Origin of the sequence: Burkholderia sp. Ax-1724 (assembly GCF_011752995.1) — a bacterium.
Taxonomy (GTDB): domain Bacteria; phylum Pseudomonadota; class Gammaproteobacteria; order Burkholderiales; family Burkholderiaceae; genus Paraburkholderia.
Genome location: NZ_VWWL01000005.1, coordinates 323,382 through 343,137, shown reverse-complemented (window position 1 = coordinate 343,137; position 19,756 = coordinate 323,382). Strand labels below are relative to the sequence as shown.

The following is a 19,756-nucleotide window of genomic DNA, read 5'->3' as shown; positions in this document are numbered from 1 at the left end:
CGGTTCGGCGCCGGGTTGCTGTGTCAGCCGCGCCAGGACGGCGCGCGCTTGTCGAGGAACGACGCGATGCCTTCGCGGCCTTCCGCGCCGGCGCGTGTGCGCGCGATGCGCGCGGCGGTGTCTTCGATCAGCGCGTCGTTCAGTTCGCGGCCCGCGACGTCCTGCACGAGCCGCTTGCAGGCTCGCACCGCTTGCGGTCCGTTCGCGCACAGCGTTTGCGCGAGTTGCGCGACGCTCGCGTCGAGTTGCGCCGCGCTCACCGCTTCGCTGACCAGACCGAGACGCCACGCGGTCGCGCAGTCGAACGCTTCGGCCGTGACGAAATAGCGCCGCGCCGCCTGCTCGCCGAGCGCGCGAATCACGTAGGGCGCGATCGTGGCCGGAATCAGGCCGAGCCGCGCTTCGGAGAGGCAGAAATGCGCGCTGTCCACCGCGACGACGATATCGCAGGCCGAGATCAGGCCCATGCCGCCCGCGTACGCGTCGCCCTGCACGCGCGCGATCACCGGCTTGTTGCAGCGGTACACGGCTGCCAGCATGTTCGCGAGCCGCATCGCATCGGCGCGGTTCTCGTCGTCCGAATAGCCGGCCATCTGCTTCATCCAGTTCAGGTCGGCGCCCGCGCAGAACGCCTTGCCGTTCGCGGCCAGCACGACCGCCCGCACGTCGTCGCGCGCATCGAGTGCGGTGAATGCCGAGGTCAGTTCGGCGATCATCGTTTCGTTGAACGCGTTGCGCACGTCCGGGCGATTCAGCGTGAGCGTCGCAACCTGGCCGGCCACTTCGAACTTCAGCGTTTCGTATTGCATGCGTTGTGCTCCTTTACCGGGCTTTCCCGCATCATCGCGTCGTGGCGCGCCATCACATTCTGAACACGCCGAAGCGCGTGTCTTCGATCGGCGCGTTCATCGCGGCCGAGAGGCCGAGACCGAGCACGTCGCGCGTTTGCGCCGGATCGATCACGCCGTCGTCCCACAGACGCGCGCTTGCATAGTACGGGTGCCCCTGATGCTCGTATTGCTCGCGAATCGGCTGCTTGAACGCCTCTTCCTCTTCGGCGCTCCATGCGCCGCCCCGGCTCTCGATGCCGTCGCGCTTGACCGTGGCCAGCACCGACGCGGCCTGCTCGCCGCCCATCACCGAGATGCGCGCGTTCGGCCACATCCACAGAAAACGCGGCGAATACGCGCGGCCGCACATGCCGTAGTTGCCCGCGCCGAACGAACCGCCGATGATGACCGTGAACTTCGGCACCTTCGCCGTCGCCACGGCCGTCACCATCTTCGCGCCGTTTCTCGCGATGCCTTCGTTTTCGTATTTGCGCCCGACCATGAAGCCCGTGATGTTCTGCAGAAACACGAGCGGAATCTTGCGCTGGCAGCACAACTCGATGAAGTGCGTGCCCTTGAGCGCCGACTCCGAAAACAGGATGCCGTTGTTCGCGACGATGCCGACCGGATGTCCCCAGATATGCGCAAAACCGCACACGAGCGTCGTGCCGTAGCGGGCCTTGAATTCGTCGAAGGCCGAGTCGTCGACGATGCGCGCAATTACCTCGCGGATATCGAAAGGCTTTCTCGTATCGACCGGAATCACGCCGTAGATACTCGTCACGTCATGGCGTGGCGGCTTCGGCTCCTGCAACACGAGCGGCACCGGCTTCACGCGATTCAGATTGCCGACGATGCTGCGCGCAATCGCAAGCGCATGCGCGTCGTTCTGTGCGAGATGATCGACGACACCCGAGAGGCGCGTATGCACGTCGCCGCCGCCGAGGTCCTCGGCGCTCACCACTTCGCCGGTCGCGGCCTTCACGAGCGGCGGGCCGCCGAGAAAAATCGTCCCCTGGTTCTTCACGATGATCGACTCGTCGCTCATCGCCGGCACGTAGGCGCCGCCCGCCGTGCACGAACCCATCACGACCGCGATCTGGGGAATGCCGGCCGCCGACAGATTCGCCTGGTTGTAGAAGATGCGGCCGAAGTGGTCGCGATCGGGGAACACGTCGTCCTGATTCGGCAGATTCGCGCCGCCCGAATCGACCAGATACACGCACGGCAAGCGGTTCTCGCTGGCGATTTCCTGCGCGCGTACATGCTTCTTGACGGTGACCGGATAGTAGGTGCCGCCCTTGACCGTCGCGTCGTTGCAGACGATCACGCACTCCTGCCCGGCAACGCGGCCAATCCCGGTGATGACGCCCGCGCCCGGCGCGTCGTCGTTGTACATGCCGTAGGCGGCCAGTTGCGAGAATTCGAGGAACGGCGTACCCGGGTCGAGCAGTTGCGCAATGCGCTCGCGCGGCAGCAGCTTGCCGCGGCTCGTGTGCTTGTCGCGCGCGGCCTGGCCGCCGCCCTGCGCCAGCAGTTCGACCTTCGCGCGCAGATCGGCGACGAGCGCTTCGAGCGCCGCCGCATTCGCGCGGAAGTCATCGGAACGCGGGTTCAGCTTGGATTCGATGATCGGCATGAAGTGACTCCAGGTTGCCGCTTTTTATGGGCCGACTTTAGGGCCGACTATAGGCCGACTTTATGGGCCAACAAGCACGCCACAACGCACGACGCCATGACGCCGCAACGCATGCGCACTTGCGTCACAAAGTCTCGGCAAACAGCTCGCGCCCGATCAGCATGCGACGAATCTCGCTCGTGCCCGCGCCGATTTCATAGAGCTTCGCATCGCGCCACAAACGCCCGACCGGATACTCATTGATATAGCCATTGCCGCCGAGAATCTGGATCGCCTCGCCGGCCATCCACGTCGCTTTTTCGGCGGTATAGAGAATCACGCCCGCGCAGTCCTTGCGCACCTGGCGCACGTGCCCGCTACCGAGCGTGTCGAGCTGACGCCCCACGGCGTACAGATACGCGCGACAGGCCTGCAGCGTCGTATAGAGATCGGCGACCTTGCCCTGGATCAGCTGGAATTCGCCGATCGACTGGCCGAACTGCCTGCGGTCGTGGATATACGGCACGACCGCGTCCATCACCGCGACCATGATGCCGGTCGGGCCGCCCGCGAGCACCGCACGTTCGTAGTCGAGGCCGCTCATCAGCACTTTCACGCCACCGTTGAGCTGGCCGAGAATGTTTTCTTCCGGCACCTCGACGTCCTGAAACACGAGTTCGCCCGTATGCGAGCCGCGCATGCCGAGCTTGTCGAGCTTCTGCGCGACCGAGAAACCCTGCATGCCCTTCTCGACGATAAACGCGGTAATGCCGCGCGAATTCGCCTCGGGATCGGTCTTCGCATAGACCACCAGCGTGTCGCAATCGGGACCGTTCGTGATCCACATCTTGGTGCCGTTGAGCACATAGCGGTCGCCCTTCTTCTCGGCGCGCAGCTTCATGCTGACGACGTCCGAGCCCGCGTTCGGCTCGCTCATCGCGAGCGCGCCGACGTGTTCGCCCGAGACGAGCTTCGGCAGATACTGGCGCTTCTGCGCGTCCGTGCCGTTGCGATGAATCTGGTTCACGCACAGATTCGAATGCGCACCGTAAGAAAGACCCACCGAGGCCGACGCGCGCGAAATCTCCTCCATCGCGACCATATGCGCGGTATAGCCCATGTTCGCGCCGCCGTATTCCTCGGCGACGGTCATGCCGAGCACGCCGAGGTCGCCGAACTTGCGCCACAGGTCCATCGGGAACTGATCGGTGCGATCGATTTCCGCCGCGCGCGGCGCGATTTCTTTGGCGGCGAACGAGGCGATGCTGTCACGCAGCATTTCGATTTCTTCGCCGAGCGGGAACTGCAAACCGGGCAGATTGCGCATTGCGGTATCTCCTGAGTTCATTGGCGGCCGGGCGCGGCTCGCGCTGTGCACGCCCAAACCACGCGCATCGCACGCCCAAACGTATCAACGCGCATTTCACGCCAGATTGACGTATGCGTCAATAGGTATTTTTGAGCGTGACTCAGAAATTTACGAACCGGCATCGGGCGCCAATTAGGTGCTAGTATCGCGACGATCAGACATCGAAATCTGTATTTCCTGCGCTAACCGGCTCCACAAATCTGAATCCGACTCACATGACCGCTGCCGTTAAGACCGGACTCCCCGTCTCGCGCCGCGAACCGGCCGGGCGCAAGTCGCAACAGCGCGTGAAGGAAATTCTCCAGGCCGGGCGCGACGTGTTCGCCGCCAAAGGCTACGAGCACGCGACGACCGCCGAAATCGCGCAGCGCCTCGGCATTTCCGAGGCAACCGTGTTCAGCTATTTTCGCGGCAAGCGCGAACTCTGCGCGCGCGTGATCGGCGACTGGTACGACGAGATCATCGAGGCGATCGAAGCGGGCTTGCCGCGCGACGGCAGCGTGCGCCAGCAGTTCGCGTTCATCGTGCGCATGCATGTGCGGCTGATGCTCGTGAACGGCACGGACCTGTGCGCGCTCGTGCTGTCCGAAGGCCGCGCGCGTCATCACGAGTTGAGCGAAGCGCTGACCGAATTGCAGCGCCGCTACACCGCGCCGCTGATGCGCGTGCTCGCCGAGGGCCAGCAAAGCGGACAGATTCGCGCGGACATGCCGCTGCGCCTGCTGCGCTCGATGGTGTTCGGCCCGATGGAGCACGTGCTATGGGATGCGACGCTGACGAACCGGCAGATCGATATCGATGCGACCGCGGATCAGTTGATCGACGTGCTATGGGCCGCGCTCACGCCGCCCGATCTCGCGCTGAGCGCGTTGCAGCGCTTTCGCGCGGAAGTGGCCGAAGCGAACCGGCGTTTCGAGGAGACCACCAGGATGGCCGAAACGGCGCAAGAGGTCACGCAAAAGACAACGCAGGAAGCAGGCAGAAAAGCAGGCAGAAAAACGGCAAAAAAAACGGCGAACCCGAATCGTTGACGACACCGCGCATCTTGCGCCTCGAACGTCTTCAAAATTTCTACTTACGAATCGTCTTCCCTATGTCAATCCGTCTTTCGCCACTGTGCCCTTCATGCGAGGATCAGGCCCATGCCCGGACCCGTCACCACGACCCACTACGATCATGCACTCGAAGAGCAAGGCATGCGCAAGCAAGGCATGCTCGGACGAGGCGGCAACATGGGGAACGCGCTTTTTTCGATCGACTATGATTGCCTGCCCCCCGAAGCCCGCCGCACGATCGACCTGATCATTTCGGATGGGCCCTTTCCTTATCCGGGGAAAGACGGCTCGTCGTTCGGCAACCGCTTCGGCGATCTCCCCAACGGCAAGTATCTCGAGTACACGGTCGCCACGCCGGGTGTGCGCAATCGCGGCGCGCGGCGCATCGTCGCCCGTGCAACCAATGGCATGCTGTTCTTTACCGCCTGCCATTACGAACGCGTCAGCGCGCGAGGCGGCACCGCGACCGAACGGGCCCAGGCGCAAATCGACGCGACGCAGGCGCTGGACCCGGAATGGCGCAACGGCTTCTACATCATCACCGGCATGACTCTTACGCTGCGCGATGAGGTCACCAAGGCGGTCAAGCGCCAGAACGGTGCCACATAATAAGCGGCGAAACATGAGCTGCGAAACATGAGCGTGGCCGCTGAACCCGGCGGCCCGCACGAAAAAAACGCTCACGCAAGGATGAAAAACGAGACGGTCTTCCCGCCTAGCCGAACATCGGCGGCGGGCGGACGATAATGACCTTGTCCGACTTGCCCAGTTGCAGATAATGCGGCCCGCGGTCCTTGTTGCGGCCGTTCCAGATGCGCTCTGAAATCTTTGGGCCGTAGTGTCCTTCGCCGTCATCGGCGCCATTCGACTCCGCCGTATAAAGAATGCCCTGCTGACAATCGACGTCGTAGATCAGCGCGATGTGCCCCGGCGACCGTGTCTCCACCTGCGCATCGTTCATCCATAGAATCATGTCGCTCGGCTGCACGTCGTCGAGTTCCCAGATCAGCGGGCTCTCGCCCGGCGGCCGATGGTTATGCTTGGCCTTGTTGATAAAGGTAAAGCAACTCGCGCCGCCGCTATATCGCTCGATATCCATGATCCCGAGCGCATCGTAAAAGGCCACGACGAAGCCCGTGCAATCCACGCCGAGATTCCGGTCGGCCCATGCCTGGATATTCTCGGGCTGGACCGTGCCCGAGTCGACCGCGAGCGTCAGAATATGCTCGCAGTCGTCCGGCGAAACCTTGCCGCAATTGGCCCGCGCAAATGCGCTGTCCTTCGGCCCGAGATGCTTCTTGAGCGCCGCCGTTCGCACCGCCGCGCGCGCCTGCGCTTTCGGGCTCGAATAGTCCGCGCCGATCATGTACTTGTTCAACGACACGCTCGTCGGCCATTCGCTGCTGCCGGCCTGGAGGTTCATGTATCGATCGACGAAATCGTCGGCGGTAAAAGTGTCGCTTGCCATGTGCTGTACTCCATAACAATCGTCGCGAGAGGTCCGGCCTTGCGGATCGCACTGCTCGCGCGCTCCGCGCGCCGGCGGCGTGTTGCTACTCTCCCGTGCCGCTTCTGCTCCCCCGCTTTTGCTTCCCCGCTTTTACCCTCTTACTCGCCCCCTTGCGCCACCCGCTCCTGCAAGCGCCGCCGCACCTTGCCGACGTCGATGCCATCCGGCCCCGGCGTATCGACGATCGGCATATAAGCCGCGGGGGTATGCAGCAAATACGCCTGCATCTCGTCGATCACGATGCGGTCGCTCGGATCGTAGCCGAGGTTCGCCAGTTGCCGGGTCAACTCCGCGCGTTCCTCGTAGCTCAATTCCCGCCACCAGAACGAACGGCATGCGTGCGCGTAGGCATTATTCGAGAAGTACTGCCAATGCCCCAGTTCGTGACTGAGGATTGCCGCCCTGACCGCGGCGTTGATCGTCTCGCCGCCCGGTGCGGGACCGAGCCCCGGAATCGTGATCAGAAAATCGCGCGGACTCGCCGCTTTCCAGACGCCCTGCTCCTCGCGGATCAAACGCCATCGCACCAGAATCGCCTGCAAGGTACGCTCGCCCTGATTCAGCACCACGCCCTGCTCGCGCGCGAGTTCGAAAAAATGCGTCAGCTCGACGGTGCTGAAGTTGTTGCCCGCCGTCAGTCCCGCCGGATCGGCGCCGAAGCGCCGCGCGTGAGCCACCAGCGCCGCCGCCGACACCACGCGGTCGCGCGGCATGTCGCGCCTCTCGAGCAAGGCCACCACGCGCGAAAACATGGCGCCCTGCTGCGCGAGGCTGGCGGCCTGCATCACATGGAGTCCAGGCTGATCCGTCACGGTGAACAATTGCAGACGCGCGTCGGACACCAACGCGGCTTCGAGCTGGCCCAGCGGCAAACGGATGGCCCCGGTGTCGCCATCGACGGCGAGCGCGGGCCATGAGCGCGCGCCCGATCCGCTCGATGCACCCGACTCGCCTGATCCGTCCGGGCCATCGGCGGCACGCGCCGGCGCGTGCATGTCCACGGCAAGCGCGAACGCGGCGAACGTCACGAACAGCAGCGCCGCCCGTCTCGCGAGGGCGCAATACCCGCGATAGCGCGTCATCGGCGGCCTCCCGACAGTGTCTAATCCGTGACCGTGACGATCGTCACGCGGCGGTTCTCGGGCGCCGTCGGATTGCGCCGGTTCAGCGGATCGGCGGAGCCCTTGCCGACCGACGACAGCCGCTCGGAGGCGATGCCGTCTTTCTGCGTCAGGTATTCGACCACCGCGGCGGCACGGTCTTCCGAGAGCTTCATATTGGCATCGGCCGAACCGCGCGGATCGGCATGCCCTTCGACGCGAAACCGGTAGGCCGCGAGCTTCTCGGACTGCAAGGCACCGGCGACCTTGTCGAGCGCGGCCTTCGCGCTATCGGTGAGCGTGGCCGAATTGGTGGCGAACGTGATGAGGATTTGCGCGGAAGGCGTTCTCGCCGGCGCGGGCCGCGGCGCGCCTGCGGGCGGCTTGTTCGACAGCACGAAGCCGCGCGTCACGATGTTGTCGTCGGGCCCGCCGGACTGCGCGGGTTCGAGCGCTCGCGTGACCGACTGCTCGTTGATGTCCTGCTCTTTCATCACCGGTTCGGCGGCTCGCGCGGCCGCGCACAGCGAGGACAAGGCGCACAGCGCGGCAACCAGAACCGCGCCTCGCGCGCGGGTTCCGGAAGCAGAATGTGTCAGGCGTGACATACGGAAATCTCCGCGGAATTGACCGGCCATCGGACCGCGAGGCCGCCAGCGCCTCGTCGCGGACCGTCGGCGAACATGGACGGACCCCGTTGCGGGGCAGCTTCATCCTTCAAAGACGAATGACGGGAAGCCAATTTGAAACCCGTCACCTTATACGTTACTCATCCGTCATCCATCCGGCACCCATTCGACGCGGCGATGCCATGGCTACGCACCCGCGTGCGCAATCAATGCGGTCACCGCGTCCCATTCATCCCTGCCGGCGTCGAGCAGACTCGCGAACTGCGCGCCGCTCGTCGCGCCCGCGCACCGTCGCGCGGACGGCGCCACGGCCGGCGATCCGTCGCTCCACCAGAGGCTCCGTCCCGCAGCGACGGTTTCGACCAGCAGCGCGGCGAAGCCGTCGGATGCATCGGATGCATCGGGTATGGCCCGCCGCCATGGCATCGCTTCGCGCCCCTCGTTGCGCCAGCGCTCGGCGCGCACCGCCGCGTCGAAACCATCGAGCGTGAACTCCGGCGCGAGGGTCGACAGGGCCAATGCCACCAGCCGGTCATACCAGGCCTGTGCATCGGCCAGCCGTCGTTCGAGTTCGGCGGCCTCGATGGCCTGCGCGATCGTGAACGGAAAATAGCGCCCCACCCGGTCCACCCCCGGCGTCAGCACGCCCGCCCAGGCATGCGGGCCATACGGGCCCGCCGCCAGCGCGAAACACCACACGGGCGCGTTCAGATACAACGGCAGCCACTGCGCGCCGAAGCGCTGCCGCCCGAGCAGCATGCCGTTCTGCAAGCCCTCGTCCCACGGCATCATGAACTCCGCCGGCAAGCGGCGCGCGACGAAATCGCCATGCGTGCGCACCTTGCCGAAAAACCCGGGCGCGGCCGATGAGTCCTCGCTCATAACCGGTCCAGACAGCGGAACTGCTCGAGCGCGGCGCGGCGGAACGGGTTCACGATACTGCTGGCCGAGAGTTCGAAGGCCGCGCGCCGGCCATCCGATTCGAAACTCAACCGGAAGCGGTCGGGCTGCGAAGTCGGTTGCAGATGGGCGTCGTCCATCAGATGCAGCAGAGCCCACGGTCCGTCGGCCCGCGCCGCCGGCGCGTTGCCCGCCGGCGTGAACTCGACGTGCGCCTGGCCGGTGCCCTTGCCGCTCGGCCACTGGAACACCATCGACTGCGGCGTGTCGGGTTTGACGATCATCTGCTGCCCGTCGATGTCGAGCGTGAACTGCGTGATCGACGGATCGATCGTCAGCGGCTTCACCTCGAAGCGCACCGACACGTCGCGCCCGCCCGCGCGGAAGAACGCATCGCGAATCTGCGCCGCCCGCTGGAACTGGCCGAGCACTTCGACGGGGATGCCGAGCGTCTCGGCGCCGCTGCGCCAGCGCCATTGCGGCCCCGACATATCGACCAGCATCGCCAGGTTCTTCTGGAAGAAATCGTCGATCAAACCGCCCGGGCCGAGCAGGCGGCCGAAATCGTCGGGCGCGGCATCGCGCGTGGACCCGCGCACGAGCGGATAGCGGCCGTCGAGCGCCTGCCGGCACAGCTGCGCCACATTCGCCTGCCACAGCGCGTTGAGCCGCGCGCGCTCGCCGCCCGTCATCAGCGCGTCGGCGCCGGTCGCGACGTTGGCGGCGACCGCCGCCAGCGGCGGCGGCGCGCTTTGGGCCGCGAGCTTGAGCTTGTTCAACGCATCGCCGGGCGGCGGCGGCAAGCCCTGGCGACGCGCCGCGTCCGCAGCTTCGAGATAGGCCGCCGCGTCCTTCAGCGCGGCCAGTTGCGTGTCCAGCGGCACCGGCCCCGGCGCGCCCGGTTTGCCGGCGAGGTCATGCAGCGCCTGGAAATGCGCGTCGACCGGATTGAGTTCGGCCGGCGGTGGCGGCGCCGCGTCGTCCGGCGCGTTGCCGAGCGCGCTTTCGAGGCGCTTCTTGGCCGCGTCGAGCTTGCCGCTCAAGGCGGCGACGCCCTGCTGCGCGAGCGAGCCGGCCGGCGCGCCGTTGCCCAGCGTGGTTTCCTGCGCCGCGGCCAGCATCAGCGAGCGCAGCGGCGAGTCGGCCGCCGCCAGCAGGTTCGCCAGGCGCGCGCCCTGGTCCACACCGTTGAACGGCACCACGTCGACATCGCCGAGCAAGGCATCCCATTGGCGGATGTACTCGTCGTAATAGAGCCGCGTCATGCCGGCCTTCAGGTCGTCGAGACCATTCGGCGTCAATACGGATTCCTCGCGTCCCAGCACCCAATCGTCCTTGGCGATATCGAGCACCGCCGCGTCGCGCAACTGGACGAACTTCCGGTAACCGGCCCGCGTATAAGCGCCCGACACGCCACGCGTCAACGGCGCGCCGCTCTTGCGCACCAGCACCAGCGCGGCATTGCGCCCAGCGGCATTGGCGACGCTGAACTCCGGCAGCCTGCTCTGTTCGAGATCGCGTTTGACGCGGTTGAACAGGCGCTGGGTCAGCGGCATCTTCGCGAGCGTCGCCCGCGCCTGCGCGATCAGGTCCTTGTCGAGCGGCAGCGACGCATCGAAGCGCGCCGGCTGGAACAGCGCCGCCAGATGACCATCGATATCGTTGCGCTGCTCGTCGCTCGCATCGCGCAACGGTCCACGGCGCCAATCGACATCGGCCCACAGGCGCACCGAGTCGGCGTCATAGTGCAGCGAATCGCCGAGCATCAGATAGGCGCGCAGCACTTCATACTGGAAGTCGGGATTGTTCGCGTCGCCGCGGCGCAATTCGTCTTCCATGCGGCTCACCACGAGCGGCAGCAGCGTCTGCCGCAACAGCCGCCGATAACTGGTCTGCGCTTCGAGGCCGAGCTTGTCGCCTTGATAAAGGCCGAGGCGCGACAGCCACGGCACGCTTTTATCGCGGTCCGCATAACCGCCGGGCAGATCGCGCGCGGCATTGAGCAGCGGCAGCAGTGCCAGCGGGTTGTCGCTGGGCTGCGTGCTCTGCGCGAGCTTCTGCAATGCGGCCGCATGCTGCTGCACCTTGGCCACGTAGGCTTCGTTGCGCTGATAGCTGACGAAGAACAGCACCAGCGCCAGCACCGCGACGACCCCGATCGCCGCGAGCGCGGCGCGCTGGAACCACGCGCGGCGCCGCTCCAGTTTCTGGTTCACGCCCGCGAGCCCGGCTTCCTCGAAAATCACGTTGCGCAGCAGCTTCGTGATGAAGTACGCTCGCCCGCTCGCCGCATCCGGCACGACGACCTGTTGCTGAAAGCCGAGCGCCGAGGCCACCGCGCTCATCACGCGGTCGATCGGCCGGCCTTCCTGGGTGCCACTCGTGAAATACACGCCCCGCAGCAGCGCGGACTGCTCGAAGCGGGACGTGCTGAAAGTTTCGTTCAGAAAGCTCTTCAGCATCGCCTGCAATCCCGCGAACTGCTGCGGGAATCCATAGACGAGCGCGCGCCGGTGCACGTCGGTCTCGCGCTGCATGCGATTCAGCACGCGCGCCTGCAACTGCTTTTCGAGTGCCTCGAATTCGGCCGGAAACGCGGCCAGCGCGTCGTCGGGCGAGCCCTGCTCCGTGTAGGGGAACGTCATGCCCCAGACCTGTTCGCGCTCGTCGCGGCCGAGGTCGTCGAAAAACTCGGCGAAACCGGCGAGCAGATCGCATTTGGTCACGATCACGTAGACCGGAAAGCGCATGCCGAGCTGGCCGTACAGTTCCTTGAGCCGTTCGCGCACGGCCTTCGCCTGCTGGTCGCGCTGGGTGTCCGACAGTTGCAGCAGATCGCCCGCCGACAGCGCGACGATCACGCCGTTCAGCGGCCGGCGTGGCCGGTATTTGCGCAGCAGTTGCAGGAAGCCGGCCCAGCCGGCCTGATCGGCCTCGGCGAAACTATCCTGGGTGGTAAAGCGGCCCGCCGTGTCGAGCAGCACCGCATCGTCGGTGAACCACCAGTCGCAATTGCGCGTGCCGCCCACGCCGCCGACCGACTGCTTGCCGAGCCGGTCGGCCAGCGGAAACTTGAGCCCGGAGTTCAGTAGCGCCGTGGTCTTGCCCGTGCCGGGCGCGCCGACGAACATGTACCACGGCAATTGATAGACATACTGACTACCGAAGCGGCCCTTGACCCGCGCCTTGCGCAAGGTCGCCATCGCCGCCTCGAAACGCTGCTTCAGGGCCGCGATGTCGGCCTCGGATTCTTTCTTGCCGGGCGCGGGCTCGTCCGTTCCCTGCGCCACCACGCGCGTGAAGCGGACGTTCGCGAGCCGCATCGCAAGCCAGCGCACGGCCCAGTAGAGCGCCCACAACAGCAGCAATACGACGATCACGACCCAGCGGCTGCCGGTGCTGTCGAGCGGCTCGTGACCGGCATACGCGACGAGCGGCCCCTCGACCCAGACGATCAGCGACAACGCGAGCACGCCGAGCAGCGACAGCACGATGGGCCGTCTCAGCCAGTTGAAGATTTTCATGCCCGGCTCCTCTGTGCCTTGCGCGACGAACGTCTTATCAGGTTCTTCACGATGCCGCTCCCGGCGCCAGCACCGTGATATCGACGCGGCGGTTGCGCGCGCGATTCGCGGCGGTGTCGTTGGGCGCGATCGGTTCGGCATCGCCGCGCCCTTCGGCGCTGAAACGGCCAGGCGTGCCGGCGCGGGCCGCGAGCATGTCGCGCACCGCTTCGGCGCGCGCCTGCGACAGATGCCAGTTCGACGGGAAGCGCGCGGAGAACACGCGCTGGTTGTCCGTATGACCGGCCACGACCACATTGCCCTGCACGGCCTTCAAGGCATCGCCGATCCGTTCGATGAGCGGCACGAAACCCTCGGCCAGATCGGCGCTGCCCGACGCGAACAGGCCGTCGCCGTTGATCGTGACGACGGTCCGGTCGGGCAACTCGGCCACGCGCACGAGACCGCGGGCGATTTCCGGCGCGAGGAACTGCGACAGCTTCGGCGCAAGCTTGGGCGCGGCCGCGAGTTTCGAGGCCAGCGCGGGCGCGGGCGCGACCCGAATCCCGTGCAGCGCTTCGAATACGCGGTCGGACATGTCGTTGAGCCGGAAGCTCAGCACCAGATGAACGATCACGAGCACGAGGCAGGCCACCGCCGCCGCAACCCACAAGGGCACCAGTTGCAGCAGCGGCTTGCGCTCGACCTTGACCGGCAGCCAGTGCGGCGACAGATCGCGCTCGGCCGCGCCGCGCTGGCCGCGAATCATCTGTTCGAGGCGTTCGCGGATCGTGTCGAGCTGCGTGCGGCCGCCGTCGATCAGACGGTAGCGTCCTTCGAAACCGAGGCCGAGAATCACGTAGATCAGTTCGAGCACGTCGACATTGCCGGCGGGGTTCTGCGCGAGACGCTGCAGAATCAGGAAGAAACGCTCGCCGCCCGAGGCCTCGTTGTGGAACGTCACGAGCAGGCTGCGGCTGCCCCACAGGCCCGCGCCCCACGGCGTGCTGGCGATCGCTTCGTCGAGGAAGGTGCACAGGCAATAGCGCGAGGCGCCGAGCTTCTCGTCGTCGATGCCGTTGGCGCGGCCCTGGGCTTCGAAGTTGCGCACCATCTGCATCAGCTGGTTGCGCAGGTCTTCGACGTTCGGATGCGTCGGCAACTGGCGCAACGGCAGCGCCAGTTCGATCAGCGGGTTGGCCGCGCGCAGCAGCGGATTGAGCCCGCCGCCCGCGGGCAGCATCGGTGCGGGCGCCGCCGCGGCCGCCATGAACGCGGCCCGCGCGCCGCCCGGGGTCGGAATCAGGATCGTCGCGCCGGGGTCGTCGGCGGGACCACGCAGTTCTTCAGGAGTCACGATGAACGTCCTCAATCAAGGTATCAGCGGCGAATCGCCCAGAATTCCATCGCGAGACCGGGAAATTCGCCGGCGACGTGCAGCGCCATGCCGGCGGAACTCGCGAACTGCTTCCACAGCTCGTTGCCGCGATCGAGTTCGAAGTAAGTAAAGCCCGCATGAAACGGCAACTGCCGGGGCGCCACCGGCAACGCGCGCAGGCCGATGCCCGGCAGTTGCAGATTGACCAGATCGCGAATGCGCTCGATCGGTCCGATCTTCACCTGCGGCGCGAAGCCGGTCAGGATGTGCTCGGCCGGCATCTGCGCGCGCACCGCGAGCACGAAGGTGGCACCGGCAAACAGCGTCTTGTCCGGCACGATCGCCACGCGCAGGCCGAACTTGCGCTCTTCGAGCGGGATCGCCACCGCGTGCGGGTCCATCACCATGCTCAGCGACGCGCGGATATCGTCGATCACCGGCGCGAAGGTCTCGCGCAACCATTCGTGGCGATACACCGGATACGCGGGCGGGCGCTTCGACGCCTGGCTGAAAGTCGCCAGTTCGCCGGCCAGTTGCACCGCCACCTCGTAGAGCGCTTCGGGATGCAGACCGGTCATCGTCGAGAGATGCGAGGCCAGCGGCTCGTGACGGTTGATCAGCTGCAACAGCAGGAAATCGGCCACTTCCGCGACGCCCGTCACGCCGGGCTGCGCGAGGCGCCCGGCCAGCGCTTCGCCACGCTGATGCAGCAGGCCCACGAGATCGTCGACGAAGGCGCCGAGGCGGCGCGCCACGCGATAGTCGAGACACGGCGGGCTGTAGTCGTTTTCGAGCACGACCCGGTTGTCGGGCAGGCGTTCGAGCACGCGCGCCACGCCCAGCGCCGTATAGGCATTGGCTACGTCGGGAGCGAGCGCGAGGCGCACCCGCAGTTTGCCGATCTGCATCAGCGCCGCGCCGGCGTTCGGATCATTGCTGTCGCTCACGTCGAGTTCGGCGATACGGTGGCGCGCGAAGTTCTCCTCGCTCGCCTCGTTGCCGGTTTCGGCCACGCCCGGCCGGCGCACCGGCAGCGCCAGTTGCACCAGCACGTTGCGGGTGCCCTCGGGAATGTCGAGCGGCTCGGGCAGGTCGTCGTCGGCGGGCAGATCGAACGGCGTGCCGTCGGGCAGCACGCCCGCGCAGGACAGCAGCGCGAGCTTGCCGAGCTTGAGCAGCGGCTCGTCGATCTCCAGCGCGGTAAAGCCCCAGCTATACGGACGCAGGCCGGCGGCGCGCGCCTCCAGTTGCCGCTGCAGATAGCGGTCGTGCTGCTGCAAATGCTGGGGCTGCAGAAACATCCCCTCGGACCAGATGACTTTGCTATTCCAGGACATGTTGTTTCGTTCGATCGTTTCTGGGTGGGATCGGCTCAAGGTTTCGGCTGACGTGCGCGGGCCGCGTGCAGTTCGTCGATCTGGGCCTCGTACGCGTCATTGAACGCCTGGCCGAAAAGCTTCTGGAAGTCGTCCTCGGCTTCGCGCGCGACGGCGCCCTGCAAGCCGACGAACAGGTCCCATAGCTTCGCCTTGCGGTTCGACAGCACTTTTTCGAAGGCGCCCGGGTCTTTCAGCTGCGCTTCGATCGAGGCGGGATCGAAGCGGCCCAGCACATGCGCGAGCGCCGCGCGCATGCCGGCCAGCACGGCGAGTTCGTGCGCCTCGATATCGTCGAAGGCGCGCTTGAGCGCTTCGTCGGGCGGCAGATAGCCGGCCGTGCGGCCGGTCAGCATCTGCGCCAGCGCGCTGTCGACGTCGGGGAAAAATTTGAGCGGGTTGTTGTCGCGCGCGACGATCACGGTCGTGTCGAGGCGGGCTTCGCGTTTGGTCATCGAGCGGGCCCGCAATACCGCCATCGTGCCGCGCAGTGCTTCGCGCAACATCGTGCCGATCAGGCGCGCGAACTCCGGCCCGGGCAGATTCGGCGCGCGCGAGGGGTCGAGGCCGAGTCCTTCGAGCAGGGCCTGGAAGAGCACGGCGCGGTCGTCGCTCGTGGCACCGGGGGTGTCGTGGCGGGTTGGGGTTGTCGGGGCCGCTGGGGTTGCTGGGGCCGCGGGGATTGCAGGCGCGGCTCGTGCGGCGGACATCGCGGGCTGCGCGTTGCCTACTACGTCTTCGTGGATGGCCTGGGGCCGCGACGCTTCCGGGACCGGCAGCGGCACCTCAGGGAGCGGCGACGGCGCGGCAACGGATGACGTCTCCATCTCCACGGGCGAAGCCGGCTGCGCGGCAAACGGCACATCGGGTTGTGCGGCTGGCGTTGGGACCGGCATCGGAGCCACCGCTGGCGACGGCGCGGGCACGGGCACCGGCGTCGCCGCGGGCATCGTATGCCGCACGCTGGCGGCCTGCGGCGCGACCACGGGCACGACCACCGGCACCACCGGCGCCGAGGGTGCCAATGACGCCGACTGCGCAACCGACGGCAACGGCATCGACGGCGTTCCGAACAGATCGTCGAACGGGGTCATCGCGGCACCTGCCGGACCGGGGTCCAGCAAGCCCGGAGGCAAGCCGGTCGGGCCGCCCAGCGGCGCAGTCGGCAGCGCAGCCGGCGCGGGCCACGGCGCCATCTCCGGCGACGCATGACGCTGCGCGCTCGCATACGACGCAGCGCCCGCCTGCGCGGGCGTTTCCCACTGCGCCAACGCATCGGCGAGCGGATCGTAGTCAGCGGGAATGCCGCCGGCGGGCGCCGCCGCCGCGCCTTGATCCTGGTGCGACGACTGGCTCGACGGCGGGTAAGACGGCTGACCCGGCGGCTGACTCAGCGGCTGACTCAGCGGCTGACTCGACGGCGGGCGCGGCGCCTGCGCCTGCGGCACCGCAAACGCCTGCCACTCCGGCGACACATGATCGCTCTCCGAGCCCGCGAAGCCCGGCCGCGACGAAATCCGCTGCGCTTCGCCGAAGCCCGGCTGCCCGAGCGGATCGAGCGCGCCGAGCCGCAGCGCGTCACCTTGCGAATCGGCCGGCAGCGGACCCCCGAGCACCTGCGCGGCGCTCAGCGGATCATGCCCGCCCGTCAGGCCGCCCGTCAAACCACCCACCCCCGCCGCCTGCTCGCCGAGCGACACCTCAAGCAGATACGGGCCGATCAGCAGACGGTCGCCGTCCGCGAGTCGTGCCTCGCGCGTGCCGCCGAGCGCGCGCTGATTCAGCACGCTCGGATTGCTGCCCAGATCGCACAGCAGATAGTCGCCGCCGCGAAACTCGATGCGCGCGTGAACGCGCGAGATCGCGCGCTGCTGATCCGGCAGCACCAGCGTGCAGTCGTTGGCCCGGCCGATCGTGCCGCCCGCCGGGCCGAACGCGATCGCGATCGGCTCGGCCAGCGTCTCGTCGTTGAACCGCGCAACCCGCAGCGAAAGAATCGGATAGTTCACTTGGCTCCCCACAACCGGTCCGGTGCATCACTCACGGCATCAATCACGGCATCAATCACGATTTGATTTTTTTGGTGCCGTCGTCGGCGTCTTTGGGCGCGGTCGGCGCGGTCGGCGACGAGCCGCTGCCCGAGCCCGCCGAGCCGCCCGAGTTGAGCAGGATCGGCGTGCCCGACACCGCCACGCTCGCCGGGCCGATCACCACGAAGGCGCCGCCCGCCTTCAGCGTGATGCTCGCGCCCGCCTCGATCACGACGTTCATGCCCGCCTTGATATGGATATTCATGCCGGCATCGATCGCATAGTCCATGCCGACTTTTTCCTGCAGCTTCTGCCCGACCTTCAGCGACGCATTGCCGTCGACCTCGGCGTTCTGGTCGCCGGTCACGGCATCGTGGCGCGCACCCGTGATCGCGATGAACTCGTTGCCGGTCACCTTCAGATGCCGATCGTTGCCGACGTTGTTCAGCATGTCGTTCTTCACCCACGTCTCGTGATCCTTCTCGGCGTGGAAGAACAGTTGCTCGCTGCCCTTGTCGTCGTCGAAACGCATTTCGTTGAAGCCGCCGCCGCCCTTGGTCGAATTGCTCTTCAACGTCGAGAACATCTGATTCGCCGGCAGCGCGTACGGCGGCATCGTATTCGCGTTGTAGACGCAGCCGGTCACGAGCGGCCGGTTCGGGTCGCCCTCGACGAATTCGACGACCACTTCCTGACCGATACGCGGCAGAAAGAACGTGCCCCAGTTCTTGCCGGCCCAGCTCTGCGAAACGCGTACCCAGCAGCGCTTCATGCGCGCGTCCGCATCGGCCGGCGGCGCGAACTGCTCCCAATGAAACTGCACCTTGATGCGGCCGTATTTGTCCGTGAGAATTTCCTCGCCGTCCGGGCCGACCACCACCGCGGTCTGCGGGCCCGCCACCACCGGCTGAACGGTCAGCCGCTCCGAGCGGAAGTGGTTTTCCTTGCGCAACGCGGTGAAGGCGCAGTCGAAGAACGGCAGCGACGGATCATGGCGCACCGTCGATACATAGACATCCGAATTGATCTCGTACATCGCGCTGACCACCAGATAATCGTGGTTTTGCGCGTCGCAGGCGTGATGTTCGAGCTTGAACTGGCCGCCCGGCCAGATGCCGCGCGCGCTCGAACGGCCCGAAATGCTGTCGTTGCGCGCCTGGCGAATCTCGATGCCGACCTTCGCATACCGATCGCCGTCGCCGGATTGCACGTGGCCGCTCAGATGCTCCTGCATCGTGTACACCGGCGGATCGTAGACTTTCGGCCGCGTCGCGCGCGACAGCAGCCCTTGCTGGTTGCTCGACGAAGGCTTTTCGAAATCGTAGTCGTTGACTTCATACTTGCCGGTCTGCAATTCCGCGCCCGAACTCCACGCATACACGCATTCCTTCTCGTTCGACGGCTCGTGCCACGCATCGTAGGAGATCGTCGCGTAGTGCTCGATCGGCGCGTGCACGTCGCTCGAATCGGTCAATACCAGCGTATGCTTGCCCGCCTTGTGCTCGAAGTAGTAGTAGATGCCTTCGTGCTCCATCAGGCGGCTTACGAAAGCGAAGTCGGTTTCGCGGTATTGCGCGCAGTGCGGCAGCGTCGGATAGCTCGCCTGGCATTTATTGCTGAGGTCGATGCTGTAGTCCTGCAACACGCCGGTCACGATATCCAGCACGCTTTTTTCGTGGAAAAAGCGGCTGTGCGACGCACGCGTGAGCAGCCACAGCCGCGGACGCACCACGGCTTCGTAGCGCGCCATGCGGTTGCGCACGCTGTCGCCTGGCGCGACGATGCGGAAGGCCGTGACGATCCCGTTGAATTGCCGCTCGCCGTCGCCGGGCAGCGACAGCGCGATCGAGATGTCCTGCCCGAGCAGATCGGCGGCTTGCAGATCGTTGCGCTGGCTCAGCAGATCGAGCCGCCATTCGCAGAGGCGTCCCAACTCTTCGGTGCCGCTCAGGTGCAGAAACAGCAGGTCCTGGCCGGCAGGCGCGCAACTGACGGTGACGTGGCGGTTCTGATTTTGCGTGGTCATGTCACGGAATCATCGTCTTGACGGTCGCGGGATTGACGATCGTGACCACCCCGCCCCAGTTGCACATGCAGGTCGAGACGTTATCGAGCGACGGCTGGTTGCCGAGCAGCACGGTCGGCGCGCCGGGCGCCCACGGCGACAGGGTGGCCGGGATGCACGGCATCGGCGTCAGCACGCCCAGCGCGGCGGCCGTCGCGGCGGCCACCGTCGGATTGGCGGGCGAGCTGCACACGCCGAACGGCATGATGTTGACGAGCGGAATGTGATCCATGATGTTGGCCGCGGGCGGCCCTTCGCCCATCACGCGATTGACCGGCAGCACCACGAGAGACGAAGGCGCCGCGCCGAACGAACATTGCAGCGTTGCGCCCATACTGACTTGTTGTGGCATAGAAAGGCACTCACCATGCGAAGTAGCCGAAAATCCGCGCG

15 protein-coding genes are annotated in these 19,756 nt (G+C 66.3%); 2 read left to right on the top strand and 13 right to left on the bottom strand.

Annotation, left to right across the window (positions count from 1 at the left end; translation table 11 throughout):
• Positions 1 to 23: 23 nt before the first annotated feature.
• The 3 genes from F3J19_RS08955 to F3J19_RS08945 all read right to left on the bottom strand — a co-directional run bounded on the left by F3J19_RS08955 (position 24) and on the right by F3J19_RS08945 (position 3,775).
• Entirely contained in the window at positions 24 to 809 is a 786-nt protein-coding gene (locus tag F3J19_RS08955; protein WP_167039888.1) for an enoyl-CoA hydratase/isomerase family protein, read from the bottom strand.
• A 52-nt stretch (positions 810 to 861) separates the two neighbouring features.
• The gene (locus F3J19_RS08950) at positions 862 to 2,469 is read right to left on the bottom strand and encodes a carboxyl transferase domain-containing protein (RefSeq protein ID WP_167039886.1); all 1,608 of its coding nucleotides are present in this window, start codon (positions 2,467 to 2,469) and stop codon (positions 862 to 864) included.
• A gap of 124 nt (positions 2,470 to 2,593) precedes the next feature.
• Entirely contained in the window at positions 2,594 to 3,775 is a 1,182-nt protein-coding gene (locus F3J19_RS08945) for an isovaleryl-CoA dehydrogenase (RefSeq protein WP_167039884.1), read from the bottom strand.
• Positions 3,776 to 4,032: 257 nt separating this feature from the next.
• Between F3J19_RS08945 and F3J19_RS08940 the strand changes: the two genes are divergently transcribed.
• Entirely contained in the window at positions 4,033 to 4,848 is an 816-nt protein-coding gene (locus F3J19_RS08940) for a TetR/AcrR family transcriptional regulator (RefSeq protein ID WP_240158829.1), read from the top strand.
• 165 nt (positions 4,849 to 5,013) lie between these two features.
• Positions 5,014 to 5,481, top strand: a complete 468-nt coding sequence (locus F3J19_RS08935; RefSeq protein ID WP_167039883.1) for a ribonuclease domain-containing protein — start codon at positions 5,014 to 5,016, stop codon at positions 5,479 to 5,481.
• A gap of 106 nt (positions 5,482 to 5,587) precedes the next feature.
• Here the strand turns inward: F3J19_RS08935 and F3J19_RS08930 are convergent, their stop codons facing one another.
• The 10 genes from F3J19_RS08930 to F3J19_RS08885 all read right to left on the bottom strand — a co-directional run bounded on the left by F3J19_RS08930 (position 5,588) and on the right by F3J19_RS08885 (position 19,715).
• Positions 5,588 to 6,340 (bottom strand): hypothetical protein, encoded by a 753-nt coding sequence (locus F3J19_RS08930; RefSeq protein ID WP_167039881.1) that lies wholly within the window; start codon positions 6,338 to 6,340, stop codon positions 5,588 to 5,590.
• A 140-nt stretch (positions 6,341 to 6,480) separates the two neighbouring features.
• A complete protein-coding gene (locus F3J19_RS08925) occupies positions 6,481 to 7,464 on the bottom strand; it encodes a hypothetical protein (RefSeq protein WP_167039879.1) in 984 nt (327 codons plus the stop codon).
• A gap of 20 nt (positions 7,465 to 7,484) precedes the next feature.
• A complete protein-coding gene (locus F3J19_RS08920) occupies positions 7,485 to 8,090 on the bottom strand; it encodes an OmpA family protein (RefSeq protein ID WP_167039877.1) in 606 nt (201 codons plus the stop codon).
• 207 nt (positions 8,091 to 8,297) lie between these two features.
• A complete protein-coding gene (gene tagF, locus F3J19_RS08915; protein WP_167039875.1) occupies positions 8,298 to 8,993 on the bottom strand; it encodes a type VI secretion system-associated protein TagF in 696 nt (231 codons plus the stop codon).
• Positions 8,990 to 12,535: a type VI secretion system membrane subunit TssM gene (tssM, locus tag F3J19_RS08910; protein WP_167039873.1), complete on the bottom strand. Its 3,546-nt coding sequence runs from the start codon at positions 12,533 to 12,535 to the stop codon at positions 8,990 to 8,992. Before tssM ends, tagF begins: the two co-directional genes overlap by 4 nt.
• A gap of 46 nt (positions 12,536 to 12,581) precedes the next feature.
• Positions 12,582 to 13,871, bottom strand: a complete 1,290-nt coding sequence (locus F3J19_RS08905) for a DotU family type VI secretion system protein (RefSeq protein ID WP_167039871.1) — start codon at positions 13,869 to 13,871, stop codon at positions 12,582 to 12,584.
• A 23-nt stretch (positions 13,872 to 13,894) separates the two neighbouring features.
• Complete coding sequence (gene tssK, locus F3J19_RS08900; RefSeq protein WP_167039869.1) at positions 13,895 to 15,229, bottom strand: type VI secretion system baseplate subunit TssK; 1,335 nt, start codon at positions 15,227 to 15,229, stop codon at positions 13,895 to 13,897.
• A 35-nt stretch (positions 15,230 to 15,264) separates the two neighbouring features.
• Positions 15,265 to 17,277 carry a type VI secretion system-associated FHA domain protein TagH gene (gene tagH / locus F3J19_RS08895; RefSeq protein ID WP_167039867.1) on the bottom strand — a complete coding sequence of 671 codons (2,013 nt, stop codon included), beginning with the start codon at positions 17,275 to 17,277 and terminating at the stop codon, positions 15,265 to 15,267.
• 55 nt (positions 17,278 to 17,332) lie between these two features.
• Positions 17,333 to 19,324, bottom strand: coding sequence for a type VI secretion system tip protein TssI/VgrG (tssI, locus tag F3J19_RS08890; RefSeq protein ID WP_167039865.1), 1,992 nt, complete (start codon positions 19,322 to 19,324; stop codon positions 17,333 to 17,335).
• A 1-nt stretch (position 19,325) separates the two neighbouring features.
• Positions 19,326 to 19,715 carry a DUF4280 domain-containing protein gene (locus tag F3J19_RS08885; RefSeq protein WP_167039863.1) on the bottom strand — a complete coding sequence of 130 codons (390 nt, stop codon included), beginning with the start codon at positions 19,713 to 19,715 and terminating at the stop codon, positions 19,326 to 19,328.
• Between the last annotated feature and the right edge of the window lie 41 nt (positions 19,716 to 19,756).